Raw genomic sequence first — 17311 nt, 5'->3', positions numbered from 1 at the left:
GCCGGGGGAACATCTCGATTGTTAAATATCCGAACATTTACTGGATATTCATTAAGCCAAACTCGGCAAATTCGTACCAATATTGCAATCAATTGTTTTTAAAGAAATTTTTATTAACTCCCAACGAGCCATTGCGAGAGCGCGACAAGCCCGCGAAAAACAAGTTAAGCGTGTGTTACGTTCGAAAAACGCCGCCTTTCTGCGTCCACCGGCTGCTGAACCATCCATGAGTTCCCAGGAAAGGGAAAACGCGTTTCTCACGACCACACGGAGTACCGCATGTCTCGCAATGGCTTCCCGCGTCACCCGCTCACCCGCGCCGTTCTCAGCGGCCTGATCCTGGCCAGCAGCAGCGCGATCGCGCTCGCCCAGGACAACACTCCCACCGATCTTGGACGCGTGACCGTCACCGGCTCACTGATCCCGCAGACGCAGATCGAGAACCACACGCCGGTCCTGACCGTCACCGCCGAGGACATCCAGACCCGTGGCTTCACCAGCGTTGCCGAGGTGCTGCAGCAGAACTCGTTGACCACCGGCGGCCTGCAGGGCGGCCAGACCTCCGCGTCGTTCACCCAGGGCGCCGAAGCCTCGGGCATGTTCGGCCTCAGCCCGAGCTACACCAAGTACCTGATCAACGGACGGCCGATGCTGTCCTACCCTGCCCTCTACAACGGCAGCGATACCTTCAACAACCTCAGCGGCATCCCGATCGACATCGTCGAGCGCATCGAGATCCTGCCCGGCGGCCAGTCGTCGCTGTACGGCTCGGATGCAATCGCCGGCGTGGTCAACATCATCCTCAAGGACCGCATGGACGGCGGCGTGCTGAACGTGCGCGGCGGCGCCTACACCGAGGGTGGCGGCAACGATTTCCGCGTCAGCGGCGCGCATGGCTTCAACGCCTTTGATGACCGCTTCCACGCACTGGTCAACGTGCAGTACGAGAAAAGCAGCCCGATCTGGGGTTACCAGCGCGACCTGACCAAGCAGAACAACACCCGGGGCTATACGCCGCAGGTTCCGACCAACGACTTCCTGGTGTACCTGCCGGACCAGCAGAACGCCTACGTGATGATGGACCCGAGCCGCTGCGCCAACGTGGCCGGCCAGTTCGGCGGCACCACCGTGCTGGGCACCCGTGCCACCGGCGAATCCTGCGGTTCACCCTTCAGTGCCGGCTACAAGACGCTGAAGAACGGCAAGGAAAGCAGCCAGATCTATTCGTCGATGTCCTTTGACGTCAACGACAACTTCCAGCTGTTCGCAGACGCGCTCTACAGCCTGGAAGAAGTGCAGTACAACTCGGGTTCGGGCTACGCCTTCTGGGGCAGCGATGTCGGCTTCGGTGCGTTCGTCGACCAGGCCAGTGGCGAATACATGAACCTGCAGCGCGCGTTCGCGCCGGAGGACATCAGCCCGGCCGGCTACCGCGACACCATGAGCACCGATCGCAACAAGGCCTACCAGATCACGCTGGGCGGGCGCGGCAACGTCGGCAACTGGGATTACAGCGCCAGCTTCAGCCGTGGCGAGTACAAGCTGACCGAGCGCAGCTTCGCGCGCTGGGCCAATGAGATCGACAGCTACTTCGAAGACCGCGTGCTGGGTCCGGTGCTGGGCGTCACCGACGACGGCTACAACATCTACAACCCGAACTGGGGCGCGTTCTATTCGCCGCTGCCGGCCGGCGATTTCCAGACCTTCACCGGCTTCACCTACAACAAGAGCCGCACCTGGCAGAACCTGGGCCGCGCGCAGATCACCAATGGTTCGCTGTTCAAGCTGCCCGGTGGCGATGCGGGCCTGGCAGTGGTGGCCGAAGCGGGCAGCGAAGGCTGGTCCTATACCCCCGACCAGCGCCTGCTTGATGGCAGCGTCTGGGGCACCACCTCGGTGGCCGGCGCCGGCCATCGCAGCAACTATGCGCTGACCAGCGAACTGCGCATGCCGCTGCTGGAGTCGTTGACCGTGACCGCCTCGGGTCGCTACGACGCATTCAAGATCGCCGACAAGACCGTCGACAAGTCGACCTACAGCATCGGCGTGGAATTCCGTCCCATTGAAAGCCTGCTGTTCCGCGGCAAGTACGGCACCGCCTTCCGCGCCCCCAGCCTGTCCGATGCCTTCCAGGGCCGCAGCGGGTACTACGCCAACGGCTCGGTCGACTACTACCGCTGTGGCCAGCTCGGCTTCAACCCGAGCGACACGGTTGGCTGCCCGTATGCCAACGAATCAGTGTTCGGTGAGCAGTCCGGCAACCCCGAGCTGGAAGCGATCACCGCCGACGTCTGGAACGCCGGCATCGTGTGGGCGCCCATCAACAACCTCTCGCTGTCGGTGGACTACTACAACTGGAAGATCAAGAACGAGGTCAACACCCTCAGTTCCGACCAGTTGCTGCTGGCCGAGTACTACTGCCGCAACGGCCAGACCAACAACACCTCGGCCAGCTGCCAGAACGTGAGCGACTGGATCACCCGCGATGGCACCGGCAAGCTGGAGCAGATCTATACGCCGAAGATGAACATCGCCAGCCAGAACCTGCAGGCGGTCACGGCCAGCTTCAAGTACGTGCAGGACATCGGCCGCTTCGGTGCGCTGCAGTTCTCCAGCAACTACACCAACATGATCAAGCGCGAACTGCAGCCGCAGCCGGGCGACGAGTACCTGGACCTGCTGCGCGACCCGTACGCGATGTGGAACTACGACCAGTACGCCAAGGTGCGTGCCGACGGTGCGGTGGGCTGGGCGAAGGACAAGTGGACCACCACCGTGTACTTCAACTACATCGGCAAGACGCCCAACCGCATGGCATACCTGGGCAAGGGCTACGACTACGTGCATCCGTCCGGCTACGAGGCAGGCAAGTGGGGCTCGTACACCACCTACAACCTGAGCGTGAATTACCAGGCGATGGACAACCTGACGCTGTCGATGATGGTCAACAACGTGTTCAACAAGATGCCCGACGGCCAGGCCCACAGCTACGCCGGCAACATCGGCGCACCGTACAACAGCAGCATCTACAACCCCTACGGCCGTGCGGTCTACGTGCAGGCCAAGTACGAGTTCGGCGGGAAGTAAGCGCCGCGCCCGCACTGCCCGGAAAGGCCCCGCTTCGGCGGGGCCTTTTTCATGCCCGTCAATTGAGACGGAAGATCAAAACCAGTCTCATAAATTAAATAATGAGAAAAGCATCCGCGAAGGCAGCAAGCCCTTGATCTACATACGAAACATCGGCTTCGATCAATTCTGTCCCGCAACGCAACATTTTGAAACATTCCCAGACAATCGCGTTTACGCACTGATTTCAAAGGACTTTTCTTCCGATGAGCAGCACATCCGTGTGACGGGACCGTTTTGACAACGTGAACGTCGTGTTACGGTCCGGCTGAATGGATTGCAACTGAACACATCATGAAGATGTCAGGGAGGACATCAGCCAGACGACATCGCTCATTACGGGGATCCATCATGTCTCGCCATCGCTCCACGCCTTCGCGTCACCCCCTGACCCTTGCCCTGATCGGCACCCTGCTCGCCTCCGGCGCAGCCCACGCGCAGGACACCGGCCCGACCCAGCTTGACCGCGTCACCGTCACCGGTTCACTGATCCCGCAGACGCAGATCGAGAACCACACGCCGGTCCTGACCGTCACCGCCGAGGACATCCAGACCCGCGGCTTCACCAGCGTCGCCGACGTCCTGCAGCAGTCCTCGCTGTCGACCGGCGGCCTGCAGGGCGGGCAGACCTCCGCTTCGTTCACCCAGGGTGCCGAGGCCGCCGGCATGTTCGGGCTCAGCCCCGGCTACACCAAGTACCTGATCAACGGCCGCCCGATGCTCTCGTATCCGGCGCTGTACAACGGCAGCGACAGTTTCAACAACATCAGCGGCATTCCGATCGACATCGTCGAGCGCATCGAGATCCTGCCCGGCGGCCAGTCTTCGCTGTACGGTTCGGATGCGATCGCCGGCGTGGTCAACATCATCCTCAAGGAGCGCATGGATGGCGGTGTGCTCAACGTCCGTGGCGGTGCCTACTCCGAAGGCGGCGGCAACAGCGTACGCGTCAGTGCGGCGCGCGGCTTCAACGGTGTCGACGATCGATTCCATGCGCTGGTCAACGTGCAGTACGAAAAGACCAGCCCGATCTGGGGCTATCAGCGTGACCTGACCAAGGTCAACAATCCCGACGGCTACAGCCCCCAGTACGTCTCCAACGACTTCCTGGTGCTGCTGCCGGCCAACAGCAACCGCTACGCCATGATGGACCCGAACCTGTGCGCCAACGTGGCGGGCCAGTTCGACGGCACCACCGTGCTCGGCACCCGGCCGACCGGCCAGGCCTGCGGTTCGGTCTATGGCACCGGCTACAAGACCATCAAGAACGGCAAGGAAAGCGGGCAGATCTACAGCTCGATGACCTTCGATGTGAACGACAACTTCCAGTTGTTCGGCGACGCGCTCTACAGCCTGGAAGAAGTGAAGTACGCCACAGGCTCGAACTACACCTGGTGGGGCACCTCCTCCGGCTGGGGCCGCTTCTACGATCAGGACAGCGGCCAGTACATGAACCTGCAGCGCGTGTTCGCGCCGGAGGACATCGGCGCCGGCGGCTATCGCGACATCATGAACACCGATCGCAACAAGGCTTACCAGGTCACGCTCGGCGGCCGCGGCACGGCCGGTAGCTGGGATTACAGTGCCAGCTTCACCCGCGGCGAATACAAGTTGACCGAGCGCAACTTCGTGCGCTGGAACGATCCGATCAACGACTACTTCGAGCAGCGCGTGCTGGGGCCGGTGCTGGGCACCACCAGCACCGGGTACAACATCTACAGCCCGGACTGGGAAGCGTTCTACTCGCCATTGCCGAGCGGTGATTTCCAGAGCTTCACCGGCTACACCTACAGCCAGAGCCGCACCTGGCAGAACCTGCTGCGTGCGCAGGTCACCAATGGTTCGCTGTTCAAGCTGCCCGGCGGCGACGCCGGCTTCGCTGTGGTGGTTGAAGGCGGCAGCGAAGGCTGGGATTACACGCCCGATACCCGCCTGGTGGATGGCAGCGTGTGGGGTACCACTGCGGTTTCCGGCGCCGGCCATCGCAGCAGCTACGCGGTGACCAGCGAACTGCGCATGCCGTTGCTGGAATCACTGACGGTGACCGGCTCCGGCCGCTACGACGCCTTCAAGATCGGTGGCAACACCATCGACAAGGCGACCTACAGCGTCGGCCTGGAATTCCGGCCGATCGACAGCCTGCTGTTCCGTGGCAAGTACGGCACCGCGTTCCGCGCGCCCACCCTGTCCGATGCCTTCCAGGGTGTCAGCGGCTACTACGCCAACGGCTCCACCGACTACTACCGTTGCGGCCAGCTGGGCTACGACCCGGCCAACACCACCGGCTGCCCGTATGACAGCGTGTCGGTGTTCGGCACCCAATCCGGCAACCCGGACCTGGAGCCGATCACCGCCGATGTCTGGAACGCCGGCATCGTGTGGGCGCCCATCAACAACCTGTCGGTGTCGGTGGACTACTACAACTGGAAGATCAAGAACGAGGTCAACACCCTCAGTTCCGACCAGTTGCTGCTGGCCGAGTATTACTGCCGCAACGGCCAGACCAACAACACCTCGGCCAGCTGCCAGAACGTCAGCGACTGGATCACCCGCGACGCCTCCGGCGTACTCGATGAGATCTATACGCCGAAGATGAACGTAGCCAGCCAGAACCTGCAGGCGCTGACGGCCAGCTTCAAGTACGTACAGGACATCGGCCGCTTCGGTTCGCTGCAGTTCTCCGGCAACTACACCGACATGCTCAAGCGCGAACTGCAACCGCAGCCGGGCGATGAGTACCTGGACCTGCTGCGCGACCCGTATGCGATGTGGGTGTACGACTCGTACGCCAAGGTGCGCGCCGACGGTTCGATCGGCTGGGCCAAGGACAAGTGGACCACCACCCTGTATGCCAACTACATCGGCAAGACGCCGAACTACATGGCCTACCTGGGCAATGGCTACGACTACGTCCACAGCTCCGGCTACAAGGCCGGCAAGTGGGGTTCGTACACCACCTACAACCTGAGCGTGAACTATCGGGCGATGGACAACCTGACCCTGTCGCTGATGGTCAACAACGTGTTCAACAAGATGCCTGACAACCAGCGGTACAGCTTCGCCGGCACCAGCGGCCAGCCGTACAACAACTACCTGTACAACGCTTATGGCCGTGCCATCTACGTGCAGGCCAAGTACGAGTTCGGCAACAACTGATCCGTCAGCGCGTTCCCGTACAGCAGAAGACCCCGCTCCGGCGGGGTCTTCTGCTTTGGGTGGCACCGGTGCGGCAAGGGAGGGGGAGCGGCGCTGGCACTGCCAAGGAAGGTCATCGATCTGCTACCTTTCGACCTTGTTCACAATCCAGTCAGCTTCAGCCGATCAACGCGCAGCAAAAGGACAAGACATGCACGTGATTTCCGCTCGCACCCTGTGCGGTGCCCTCTCCATGGCCCTGGCCGGCGCCACGGCACACGCCGCTCCCATCCCGATCGAAGACCTGGCACGCATGCCAGCGTTGCAGTCGGTCTCGATGAGTCCGGACGGCAAGCATCTGGTCGCGTTGATCCCCTCTCCGGGCAACCCGGAAGAAACTGCGCTGGCCAGCTGGGATACCGACGCAATGGGAGGCGCCCCGAAGGTGGTTACGCCCTCGGGCGACCGGATGAAGTTCATTGCCGTGGGCGCTCTCAAGTCCGACCAGATCCTGGCGGTCGGCCGCCAGGAGTGGACCGGGCAGCTTGGGGGGTGCGGCGAGGGCAGCGTATCGGGTGCGACCAAGACATTCGTGGTCAAGACCTACCTGACCGACCAGAGCCAGAAGACCTTCAACGAAGCATTCACCGACAACACGCGCAAGCTGGGCGTGAGCGAACAGACCCAGCGCTGCCTGGAACTGGGTGGCAGCGCATCGCTGGTCAACATGCTGCCGCTGGATCCGGACCGGGTCATCATCCGCCAGCTCAGCGAGATAACGCTGACCGCCAATTACTACCTGTACAACCTCAAGACCAAGGAAACCGAACTGCTGTTCCGCGGCGGCACCCGCGCCCAGCCTGCGTTGTTCGACCCGCGCAGCGGCAAGGTGCTCGCCAAGAGCCAGATCGAACCGGTCAGCGGCGATTACGACCAGCAGATTCAGATCCTTGATCCGAGCTCCGGGCAGTTCGTACTGCAGAAGCCGCTGCTGACACGCCTGTCCAACCGGCATACGGTCGAGTTGGCTGGTGTGGACGATGCCACCGGCAAGTACTACGTCCTGACCGACCTCTTCTCGGACAAGGTGCAGGCACATCTGTACGACGCCAAGGCGCAGAAGTTCGATCCCGAACCGGTGCTGGCCAATCCGAACTTCTCCATCGCAAGCCTTGTCTTCAGCACCCAGCCGAGCACCTTCAATCAAGTGGTCGGATTCACCATCGATGGCCCTTCGCAACAGACGGTCTACGTCGACCCGACGCTGAAATCGATCCAGGACACGCTGAAGCAAGCTGCACCGGGAAGGCAGATCGAGATCAGCCGCTACAACGATGATTTCTCGAGGATCCTGTTCCGCGCTACCGGTCCGGATGCACCGCCCTCCCATTTCCTGCTGCTGGATCGGAAAAAGGTGGTGAGCCTGGGCAGCGAGCGTCCGTGGATCAGCAAGGGCACGGTGGGCGAACAACGCTGGGTGAACTACAAGGCACGCGACGGACGGGTCATTCCTGCCATCCTGGATCTCCCTGCGGGCTGGAAGGAAGGCGATGCCGCGGCGCCGGCCATTGTCCATCCACACGGCGGCCCTTGGGCGCGTGACTACGTGCAATGGGATGCCTCCGGCTGGGTCGCGCTGCTGACGTCTCGCGGATATGCCGTGCTTCGCCCGCAGTACCGTGGCTCCTCTGGCCTGGGCCGGGACCTGTGGATTGCCGGCGACCGCGAATGGGGCCAGAAGATGTCCGACGACAATGATGACGGTGCGGCGTGGCTGGTGTCGCAGGGTTTCGCTGCGAAGGACCGCATCGCGATCTTCGGCTACTCCTACGGCGGCTTCGCTGCTGCCGCAGCCACCGTTCGCCCAGGCAGCCCGTATCAGTGCGCGATTGCCGGCGCTCCGGTCACCGATCTCGCACGCTTGGGCACCAGCTGGAGCGACAACCGCCTGCAGCGCATCCTGCAAGGGCAGACGGTCAAGGGCATGGATCCGATGCGCAACACCGCCAGCGCCAACATTCCGGTGATGCTGTTCGTGGGTGACCGCGATGTGCGTACACCCTCCTTCCACGCCCAGGGCTTCTACGAAGCGGTGAAGGACAAGGTGCCTGCGCAGTACCACCTGATTGCCGACCAGCAGCACAGCATGCCGTGGTACCCACGCCAGCAGCGGGAAACGCTGGGCCTCATCGAAGGCTTCCTGAAGAAGGATTGCGGCCCGGGCGGCCTCTGACCCCTAGATCGTGTCGCTGAGCGCCCCCGCCTGGCATCCGCCAGCGGGGGCGTTTCGCATCCACACGATGAATTTCCCTTAAACATCAAAGCATTACAGGCACGCTTCGTTCATCTTGCATTTACTTTACGGCAAACATACACTCCGTTAACCGAAGCGTAACAAATAGGGAAATTACCGAAATGCGCAACGTCATTCGCCTCTCCAAGCCGAGCCGCGTCCCGCTGACCTTGGCGGTTCTGGCCTGTCTACATGTCGCTCCTGCCTTTGCCCAGGAAACACCACAGCAGGAAGCTGCTTCGTCAAGTACCACCCCCGCATCCAAGCGCGCCACCGAACTTGACACCGTCGTCGTCACCGGTTCGCTGATCAAGCGTCCGGAGTACGAGACCACGTCGCCGGTGCAGGTCATCTCGATCGACAAGGCGATCTCTGCCGGTCAGTTCGATACCGCCGACTTCCTGCAGACGTCTTCGATCGCTGCAGGCTCCACGCAGATGAACAACCAGTTCGGCGGCTTCGTCGTCGAAGGCGGCACCGGTGTGCAGACGGTCTCGCTGCGTGGTCTGGGCGCGAACCGCACGCTGATCCTGCTCGACGGCCAGCGTCCCGGCCCGGCCGGTACCCGTGGCCAGGTCGCCGCGTTCGATCTGAACGTCATTCCGCAGGCCATCCTGCAGCGGCTGGAAATCGTCAAGGACGGCTCCTCCTCCATCTACGGCTCCGATGCGCTTGCCGGCGTGGTCAACCTGATCACCAAGAAGAGCATCGACCGTCCGGAGATGACCTACTCCATGAGCGTGCCGCAGCATGGTGGCGGCGAGCAGTTCTCTGCCTCGATCGCCAACGGCTGGAACTTCGACAAGGGCAGTGTCGTGGCGGCTGCGCAGTGGGACCGTCTGAACGCACTGACCGTGGGTGATCGCGATTACTTCCGCTGCGCCGAAGACATGGTCTGGGGCACTGACGGCAAGCGGATCGACCGTGAGGATCGCTCGATCCTGGCCGGCAGCAACCTGGCAGGCTGCAGCACCGGCAACCTGTACGCCAATACCATCATCAACTACAACAACCCGGCAATCCGCTACGTGCCCTCGCCCGATGGCAGCACGGTGGGCCCGTTCCCGGGCTATCGTCCGCGCCCGCGCCCGACTCCGACCTACGCCAACGGCGGCACCGCGTACTACCAGGATGTTCTGAACTTCCCGTTCTACCACGACCAGGAAGTGATCAATCAGCGTGAGCGTGCCTCGCTGTACGCCGCCACTGACTTCAGCTTCGACAGTTTCAACTGGAAGACGCAGTTCCTGTACAACCGCCGTGAGACCAAGGCGCACAGTTGGCGCCAGTTCTACCCAACGGTCTACAGCGAGGCGGCCGATGACTACTTCCAGGTCATCATGCCGTTCCCGAGTGACCAGAAGATCACGGTCGACTACTTCTACGGCACCACCAAGTTCGATGGCCAGTTCAAGTCGACCGACAGCTGGACCTGGGAAGTCAACGCTGGCTTCAGCCGCTCCACCGGCAAGTACGGCGCGCTGTCGATCGATGTCGACCGCGCCGGCGACCTCGTCTATACCGACGACGACATGCCGGTGAACTACTTCGATCCGGGCTTCCTCAACGGCACCCGCATGAATGAGCTGATTGCCGCCGTGGGCCAGTACCACACCGGCAAGACCACTTACGATCAGACCAGTGCCAACGCGATCTTCAGCGGCAACCTGTTCACCCTGCCCGCCGGCGATGTCGCCTCGGCATTCGGTGTCGAGTTCCGCAGGTACAAGATCGATGACACGCCGTCGGATTTCGCACTCGCGGACCGCTCCTGGAATTCCACCTCTGCCGGCCCGACCCGTGGCACCGACAAGGTCAAGGAAGCGTTCGCCGAAGTCGACGTACCGCTGCTGAAGGGCATCCCGGGCATTGAATCGTTGTCGGTCAACCTGTCCGGCCGCGTGTTCGAATACGACTCGGTGCCGGGCTCGGATCACGTCTGGAAGACCGGCGTGAACTGGCAGATCATCCCGTCACTGCGCGTGCGCGGCACCATGGGTACCTCGTTCCGTGCGCCGGGCCTGTACGAGCTGTACCTGGGCGATCAGACTGGCTTCCTGCCGCAGACCCAGATCGACCCCTGCATCCAGTGGGGCGACAGCAACAACACCTTCATCCGTGCCAACTGCGGAGCGGCCGGCATTCCGGACACCTATACCGGCGGCGGCGGCAGTAGCGCCACCATCTATTCCGGTGGCGGCGGCAAGAACAACCTGCAGCCGGAAACGTCCAAGGCCAAGACCCTTGGCCTGGTCTGGAGCCCGACCTTCGCCAACCTCAACGTGGCGCTGGATTACTTCGACTATGACGTGCGCGGTGAAATCACTCAGCTCGACGAGTACGACATCGTGTTCGGCTGCTACGGCTCGGCGGTGTTCCCCAACGCATTCTGTGACCAGATTGTGCGCAACAGCCCGACCAACGCGTCGGCGCCGAACAACATCACCACGATCTACAACAAATACGTGAATATCAACCGCGAGCGCACCCGCGGCTACGACCTCCAGGTCAACTACGACAACGACTTCTCCTTCGGCAAGATTTCCGCTGAAGCGCAGGTCACCTACACCATCGAAGATACGTACCAGCTGTTCGACTCGGCTTCTGACAGTGGTATCACCACCTCCGACCAGGTCGGCTACATCGGCCGGCCGAAGACCGTCGGCCTGGCCAGCGTCAGCCTGGAACGGGGTGACTGGACGTTCAACTGGCAGGGCACGTACGTCAGCAGCACCCAGAACAAGGACCTGGACCGGAACTTCACCTATTCCGGCTACCAGAACGCGACCCGCGACATCAAGGCCGGCTGGCAGTTCCGCCACAGTGTCTCTGTCGGCTACGACATGGATGACTGGAACATCATGGTCGGCGTGCGCAACCTGTTCGACAAGGAGCCGGACCTGATCTCCAACACCGCCGGCACCCGTTATGGCAACACGCCGTTGTACGCATCCCAGTACGACTGGTACGGCCGCACGTTCTTCGCGCGCGTGTCCTACAAGTTCTGATCGCAGCATTGCAGCACATGAAAAGGGCGGCTCCGGCCGCCCTTTTCTTTTGCCTGCGGCAAGCGGGCGGCGCACCGTGACCGCCGATCACCGCCAGCGCTGACAGCACGCCCCGCGGCACACAAATGGCTCCTGAATGCGCTCACCGCCCACCACTCCCCCGTCGCCACGCAGGAGGCAAGCGATGTCCTGGCGAGACACCTTTTTGCGCAAAGTACGACTTAACAGGCCATTCATATATTGCCCGTGCCGCCAGATTCGGCACATCACAAATGAGACTAAGCATCTGTATTTGTTGCAATTTCATGTACGCCGTTGACATTCCGAGTGACAAAGTGTGACGAAACCATGCATTTCCCGTTAAGTGCGTGTTAGGTTCGATCAAGGTCAGGACAAACCATGAACATGACCGTAACAACCGCAGGGATGCGGACGATCTTCATCCACTAGGGGGATTCACCACATGACGCACCACCGCACGCCTGGTCGCCACCCGCTGACCAACGCCCTGCTCGCCGGCCTGATGATGGCTGCCGCAGCCCCGGCCCTGGCCCAGGAAGCCAGCTCCGGCAACAACCCGATCGACCTGGACCGCGTCAGCGTGACCGGCTCGCGCATCGCGCGTACCGGCTTCGTGACCCCCTCGCCGGTCACCGCCATCACGGCCGAAGAAATCCGTGCCACCGGCGCCAACAACATCGGCGACCTGATGGCGCGCATGCCGGCGCTGAGCCCGACCTATACGCTGGGCAATTCCACCCGCTTCATCGGTACCGCCGGCGTGGGCCTGATGGATCTGCGCGGCATGGGCACCTCGCGTACGCTGGTGCTGGTCAATGGTCGCCGCCATGTCGGCGCGACCTCCGGCTCCTCGGCAGTCGACGTCAACACGATTCCGGTCGAGTGGATCGAGCGCGTTGAAGTCATCACCGGTGGCGCCTCGGCTGTGTACGGTGCCGATGCCGTGGCCGGTGTCGTCAACTTCATCATGAAGAAGTCGTTCGATGGCGCCGAAGTGCGTGGCCAGACCGGCATGGCCAGTGAAGGCGGCTTCAACCGCTCCTTCATCAGTGCCTCGGCCGGCACCGATTTCGCCAACGGCCGCGGCAACGCCGCGATCGCACTGGAATACAGCAAGCAGGACCGCTTCGTCCGCAGCGACCGCGCGATCGGCAATGAATTCCTGGTGTCGGTGCCGAACCCCAACTACGACCCGACCAAGCCCTCCAACGAAAGCAATCCGCAGACCGTGCTCAGCGGTCCGGGTGGCAACCACTCGATCTCCTTCGGCGGCACCTTCACGCTGGGTGCGTTCTCGCCCACCAACAAGGCGACCTGGGGTAACCGCTACCAGTTCAATCCGGATGGCACCTACCGCCCGCAGCGCTATGACGGGGTGATGCCGAGCACCACCAGCTGCGTCAACTGCGACTTCGCCGACCTCAATTCGGTCGCCGATCTGCAGCCCGGCTTCGACCGCAAGAGCGTCAATGCGGTCGTCAACTTCGACCTGACCGACAACCACCGCCTGTACTTCGAAGGCAAGTACACCGAGACCGTCTCGGACTTCCTGGCCCAGCCGTCGTTCGACCAGACCCTGCGCATCCAGCGTGACAATGCCTACGTTTCGCCGCAGCTGCGCGCGCTGATGGCCGCCAACGGCGCCAGCCAGTTGACCCTGAGCCGCTTCAACGTCGATGCCGGCCAGCGCGGCGAGCACGTGGAGCGCAACACCCAGCGCTTCGTGCTCGGCGTGGAAGGCAACCTGACCGAGAACTGGACCTACGACGTGTACGGCAACTGGGGCCAGAGCGAAGTCAAGCGCTGGAACCTCAACAACCGCATCAACGAGCGTTGGCAGGCTGGCCTGGACACCGTGGTCGATCCGTCCACCGGCCAGATCGTCTGCCGCACCACGCTGAACCCGAACGCCACCAACCCCAACAACGGCAACCGCGTGTACTCGCAGTTCGCCCGCGAAGGCTGCGTGCCGTTCTCGGTGTTCGGCAATGGCGCGGTGACCCAGGCGGCACGCGACTGGATGAACGTCGATTCGTTCAACTATTCGCGCCTGCAGCAGTCGGTGTTCAGCGCCTCGCTGGCCAACGCCTCGCTGTTCAGCCTGCCGGCAGGTGACGTCGGCGTGGCCGGTGGCGTGGAATACCGCCGCGAGAAGAGCCGCGAAATCACTGATCCGCTGGCAGCGCAGGGCCTGACCTTCCTCAACGCGATCCCCAACCGGATGGGCAAGTACGACGTGCGCGAAGCGTTCGTCGAAGCCACCGTGCCGTTGCTGGCCGACATCCCGGGCATCTACAACCTGACCATGGACGCTGCCGGTCGCTGGTCCGACTACAGCAGCATCGGCAAGACCACCACCTGGAAGGTCGGCCTGGACTGGACCATCATTCCGTCCCTGCGTGCCCGCGGCACCCTGTCGCAGGCGGTGCGTGCGCCGAGCATCGGCGAACTGTACAACCCGCAGAGCGAGAACTTCGCCACCGTCAACGATCCCTGCAACTACCTGGCCACCAATTCCAATCGCCCCAATACGGCAGCGGATCCGGCCCTGCGCCAGGCCAACTGCTCGGCGCTGGGCGTGCCGGTGGGTTGGGTCGATACCTACACCGCAACCCGCCCGGGTGTCAGCGGCGGCAACCCGAACCTGAAGCCGGAGCGCGCGCGCAGCTTCACCTATGGCCTGGTCTGGCAGCCTGATTTCCTGCAGGGCTTCGGCATGTCGGTGGATTACTGGTGGATCAGCCTGAAGGATGCAATCGGCGCAGTGACCGCGCAGACCAATGCCACCCGCTGCGTGGATTCTCCGGGAGGCATCAACAACAGCTTCTGCGGCTTCATCGAGCGCGCACCGGTCGGTGGCAAGACCGATGCGGGCGGCCGCACCTTCCCGGAACACTCGATCAGCCGTTGGGTTGCACTGAACGAAAACCTGGCGCGCTCGCGTCGCGTCGGCGTCGATCTGGAAATGGACTACCGCTTCAAGCTCGCCGAGGGCGACACGGTGATCCGCCTGGTCGGTACCCGCCTGCTGCAGTCGCGTGAATGGGCCTTCCAGGACTTCCCGAACGAGTACGACGAGAACGTCACCTGGGTGACCGACCCGCGCTGGCGCGGTTCGCTGCAGACCAAGTACTCGCTGGGTCAGTGGCGCGCGTCGTGGGACCTGAACTACGTGAGCAGCAACCTGCGCGTGCAGCCCAAGAGCTACCAGGCCAACCCGGGCCAGAGCAGCCCGATCCGCAACGGTTCGTACGTCTACCACAACTTCCAGTTCGGCTACCGCTTCCCGGGCGACAAGATCGACGTCTACCTGGGCGTGGACAACGCCTTCGACAAGGATCCGCCGGTGAACTACTTCGGCTCCGACGTCGGTTCGGCGATGTACGACAACATCGGCCGTTACATGTATATGGGCGCTACCTACAAGTTCTGATCCAGCAAAACAGGCAGTACCCCGACAGACCCGGCTTTTGCCGGGTCTGTCTTTTCCGGTGCCGGCAAGGCCCCCTTGCGCCTGGCCATGACCTTCGACACCCTTGCAGTGTGGGCCGGCGGCGTATCGTTCGGCCCACGGCCGTTCCCCCGGCCCTTCCCTGACTCACTCGGCCTGGAGGCCATTCAAGTGACCCGTACTCCCAAGATCGTGCTGCTGACCCTGGCCGTTTCGGCCGCGCTGGTCGGCTGCGGCAAGAACGAAACCCCGGCAAAGGATGCCACCGCCTCCACGCCGGCCGCGGCCGACGCCGCCACCACCTACAAGCTCGACGAGAGCAAGCTGCCGGCCTACAACGCCTTCCAGGCCAGCGATCTGGACAGCAACCTTGACGCCTGCACCGCCTTCGGCGACTACGTCAACGGCAAGTGGCTGGCCGCCAACGAGATTCCGGGCGACCGCACCAGCTGGGGCGCCTTCACCATCCTCGACGAGCGTTCGGTGGCCGTGCAGCACCAGCTGGCCGAGCAGGTCGCGCAGGTCAAGAACCCGGCCGGCATCGAGAAGATCGTCGGCGACCTGTGGGCCACCGGCATGGACGAAGCCAAGGTCAACGCCCAGGGCATCGAGCCGCTGAAGGCCGACCTGGCCGCGATCGACGGCCTGCAGGACAAGGCCGCCATCGCCAACTACCTGCGCACCAGCGCTGCCAAGGGCGAGAACGTGCTGTTCGGCTTCGGCGCCGAAGCCGACTTCAAGAACTCGGCCGTGAACATGGCCTACGCCAGCCAGGGCGGCCTGGGCCTGCCGGACAAGACCTTCTATACCGATGCGTCCAAGGCCGACAAGCTGAAGGCTTACCAGGCCCACGTGGCCAAGGTGCTGGAGCTGTCCGGCGTGGCCGCTGCCGATGCCGCAAAGCAGGCTGAAGAAGTCGTCAAGTTCGAGACCCGCCTGGCCAAGGCATCCAAGTCCAGCGTCGAGCTGTCGCGCGATGTCTCGCTGTACTACCACCCGGTCAGCCTGGCCGAGGCCGATGCGCTGACCCCGAACTTCAGCTGGACCGAGTTCTTCAAGTCGCAGAACGTGGCCGCGCCGGAGAAGTTCTCGCTGGCCATCCCGGCCTTCCACCAGGAAGTGAGCAAGGCGCTGGGCGATACCGATCCGTCGGTGTGGCGTGCCTACCTGCGCTTCCACACCGTGGACGGCGCCTCGCCGTACCTGGCTGATGCGTTCGTGCAGGAAAACTACGAGTTCTACGGCAAGACCCTCAATGGCCAGAAGGAACAGAAGCCGCGCTGGAAGCGTGTGCTGGGCACCATCGAGAGCGATGCCGGCGAAGCCTTCGGCCAGCTGTACGTGAAGGTCGCCTTCTCGCCGGAAGCCAAGGCGAAGATGGAAGAGCTGGTGAAGAACCTGGCCGCTTCGCTGAAGGAACGCATCCAGGGCCTGTCCTGGATGAGCGAAGAGACCAAGGCCAAGGCCATCGCCAAGTGGGAAACCTTCACTCCGAAGATCGGTTACCCGGACAAGTGGCGTGACTGGTCGGGCCTGCAGACCAACCGTGACAGCTACCTGGGCAACGTGCGCGCGGCCACCGCGTTCAACTACCAGTACAACCTGGCCAAGATCGGCAAGCCGGTGGACAAGACCGAGTGGGGCATGACCCCGCAGACGGTCAACGCCTACTACAACCCGCTGCAGAACGAGATCGTGTTCCCGGCCGCCATCCTGCAGCCGCCGTTCTTCGACCCGAAGGCCGACGACGCGCTGAACTACGGCGGTATCGGTGCGGTCATCGGCCACGAAATGACCCACGGTTACGACGACCAGGGCAGCCGCTTCGGGCCGACCGGCAACTTCGAGAACTGGTGGACCGAAGCCGACTCGAAGAATTTCGCTGGCCTGACCGGCAAGCTGGTCAAGCAGTTCGACCAGTACAAGGTCGACGGCCAGGCCGTGAACGGCCATCTGACCCTGGGCGAGAACATCGCCGACCTGGGTGGCCTGGCCACCGCCTACGACGCATTGCAGAAGGCGTCGGCCGGCAAGGAAGACGCGAAGATCGATGGCTTCACCCGCGATCAGCGCTTCTTCTTCAACTGGGCCACCGTGTGGCGCACCAAGTACACCCCGGAGAACGCCAAGGTCCGCCTGGCAACCGACCCGCACGCGCCGGCGCAGTTCCGCGCCGTCGGTGCGCCGTCGAACCTGCCGACCTTCACTGCCGCCTTCCAGTGCAAGCCGGGTACGCCGATGTCGCGCACCGGCGACTCGCAGGTGGTGATCTGGTAA

6 protein-coding genes are annotated in these 17311 nt (G+C 62.9%); all 6 read left to right on the top strand.

From position 1 onward, the window contains the following. Positions 1 to 279: 279 nt before the first annotated feature. The 6 genes from AC3WTC_RS15155 (at position 280) to AC3WTC_RS15130 (ending at position 17311) form a co-directional block, all read left to right on the top strand. On the top strand, positions 280 to 3087 hold the full coding sequence (locus AC3WTC_RS15155; RefSeq protein ID WP_025876111.1) for a TonB-dependent receptor domain-containing protein: 2808 nt from the start codon (positions 280 to 282) through the stop codon (positions 3085 to 3087). 390 nt (positions 3088 to 3477) lie between these two features. Further along, positions 3478 to 6282 carry a TonB-dependent receptor domain-containing protein gene (locus tag AC3WTC_RS15150; RefSeq protein ID WP_025876109.1) on the top strand — a complete coding sequence of 935 codons (2805 nt, stop codon included), beginning with the start codon at positions 3478 to 3480 and terminating at the stop codon, positions 6280 to 6282. A gap of 190 nt (positions 6283 to 6472) precedes the next feature. Beyond that, the gene (locus AC3WTC_RS15145) at positions 6473 to 8494 is read left to right on the top strand and encodes an alpha/beta hydrolase family protein (protein ID WP_492711799.1); all 2022 of its coding nucleotides are present in this window, start codon (positions 6473 to 6475) and stop codon (positions 8492 to 8494) included. A 182-nt stretch (positions 8495 to 8676) separates the two neighbouring features. Next, positions 8677 to 11562 carry a TonB-dependent receptor domain-containing protein gene (locus AC3WTC_RS15140; RefSeq protein WP_025876105.1) on the top strand — a complete coding sequence of 962 codons (2886 nt, stop codon included), beginning with the start codon at positions 8677 to 8679 and terminating at the stop codon, positions 11560 to 11562. A 523-nt stretch (positions 11563 to 12085) separates the two neighbouring features. Further along, positions 12086 to 15016, top strand: a complete 2931-nt coding sequence (locus tag AC3WTC_RS15135) for a TonB-dependent receptor domain-containing protein (protein WP_425513052.1) — start codon at positions 12086 to 12088, stop codon at positions 15014 to 15016. A 189-nt stretch (positions 15017 to 15205) separates the two neighbouring features. After that, complete coding sequence (locus AC3WTC_RS15130; RefSeq protein ID WP_080148338.1) at positions 15206 to 17311, top strand: M13 family metallopeptidase; 2106 nt, start codon at positions 15206 to 15208, stop codon at positions 17309 to 17311.

The organism is Stenotrophomonas sp. FW305-C-20-S1 (genome assembly GCF_058783335.1).
Note: the sequence above shows the minus strand (reverse complement) of the source record. Positions and strands in the feature narration are given on the sequence as shown.

Coding starts and splice junctions, on each gene's coding strand:
- AC3WTC_RS15155 (WP_025876111.1), top strand. CDS start 280: ATGTCTCGCAATGGCTTCCCGCGTCACCCGCTCACCCGCGCCGTTCTC.
- AC3WTC_RS15150 (WP_025876109.1), top strand. CDS start 3,478: ATGTCTCGCCATCGCTCCACGCCTTCGCGTCACCCCCTGACCCTTGCC.
- AC3WTC_RS15145 (WP_492711799.1), top strand. CDS start 6,473: ATGCACGTGATTTCCGCTCGCACCCTGTGCGGTGCCCTCTCCATGGCC.
- AC3WTC_RS15140 (WP_025876105.1), top strand. CDS start 8,677: ATGCGCAACGTCATTCGCCTCTCCAAGCCGAGCCGCGTCCCGCTGACC.
- AC3WTC_RS15135 (WP_425513052.1), top strand. CDS start 12,086: ATGATGGCTGCCGCAGCCCCGGCCCTGGCCCAGGAAGCCAGCTCCGGC.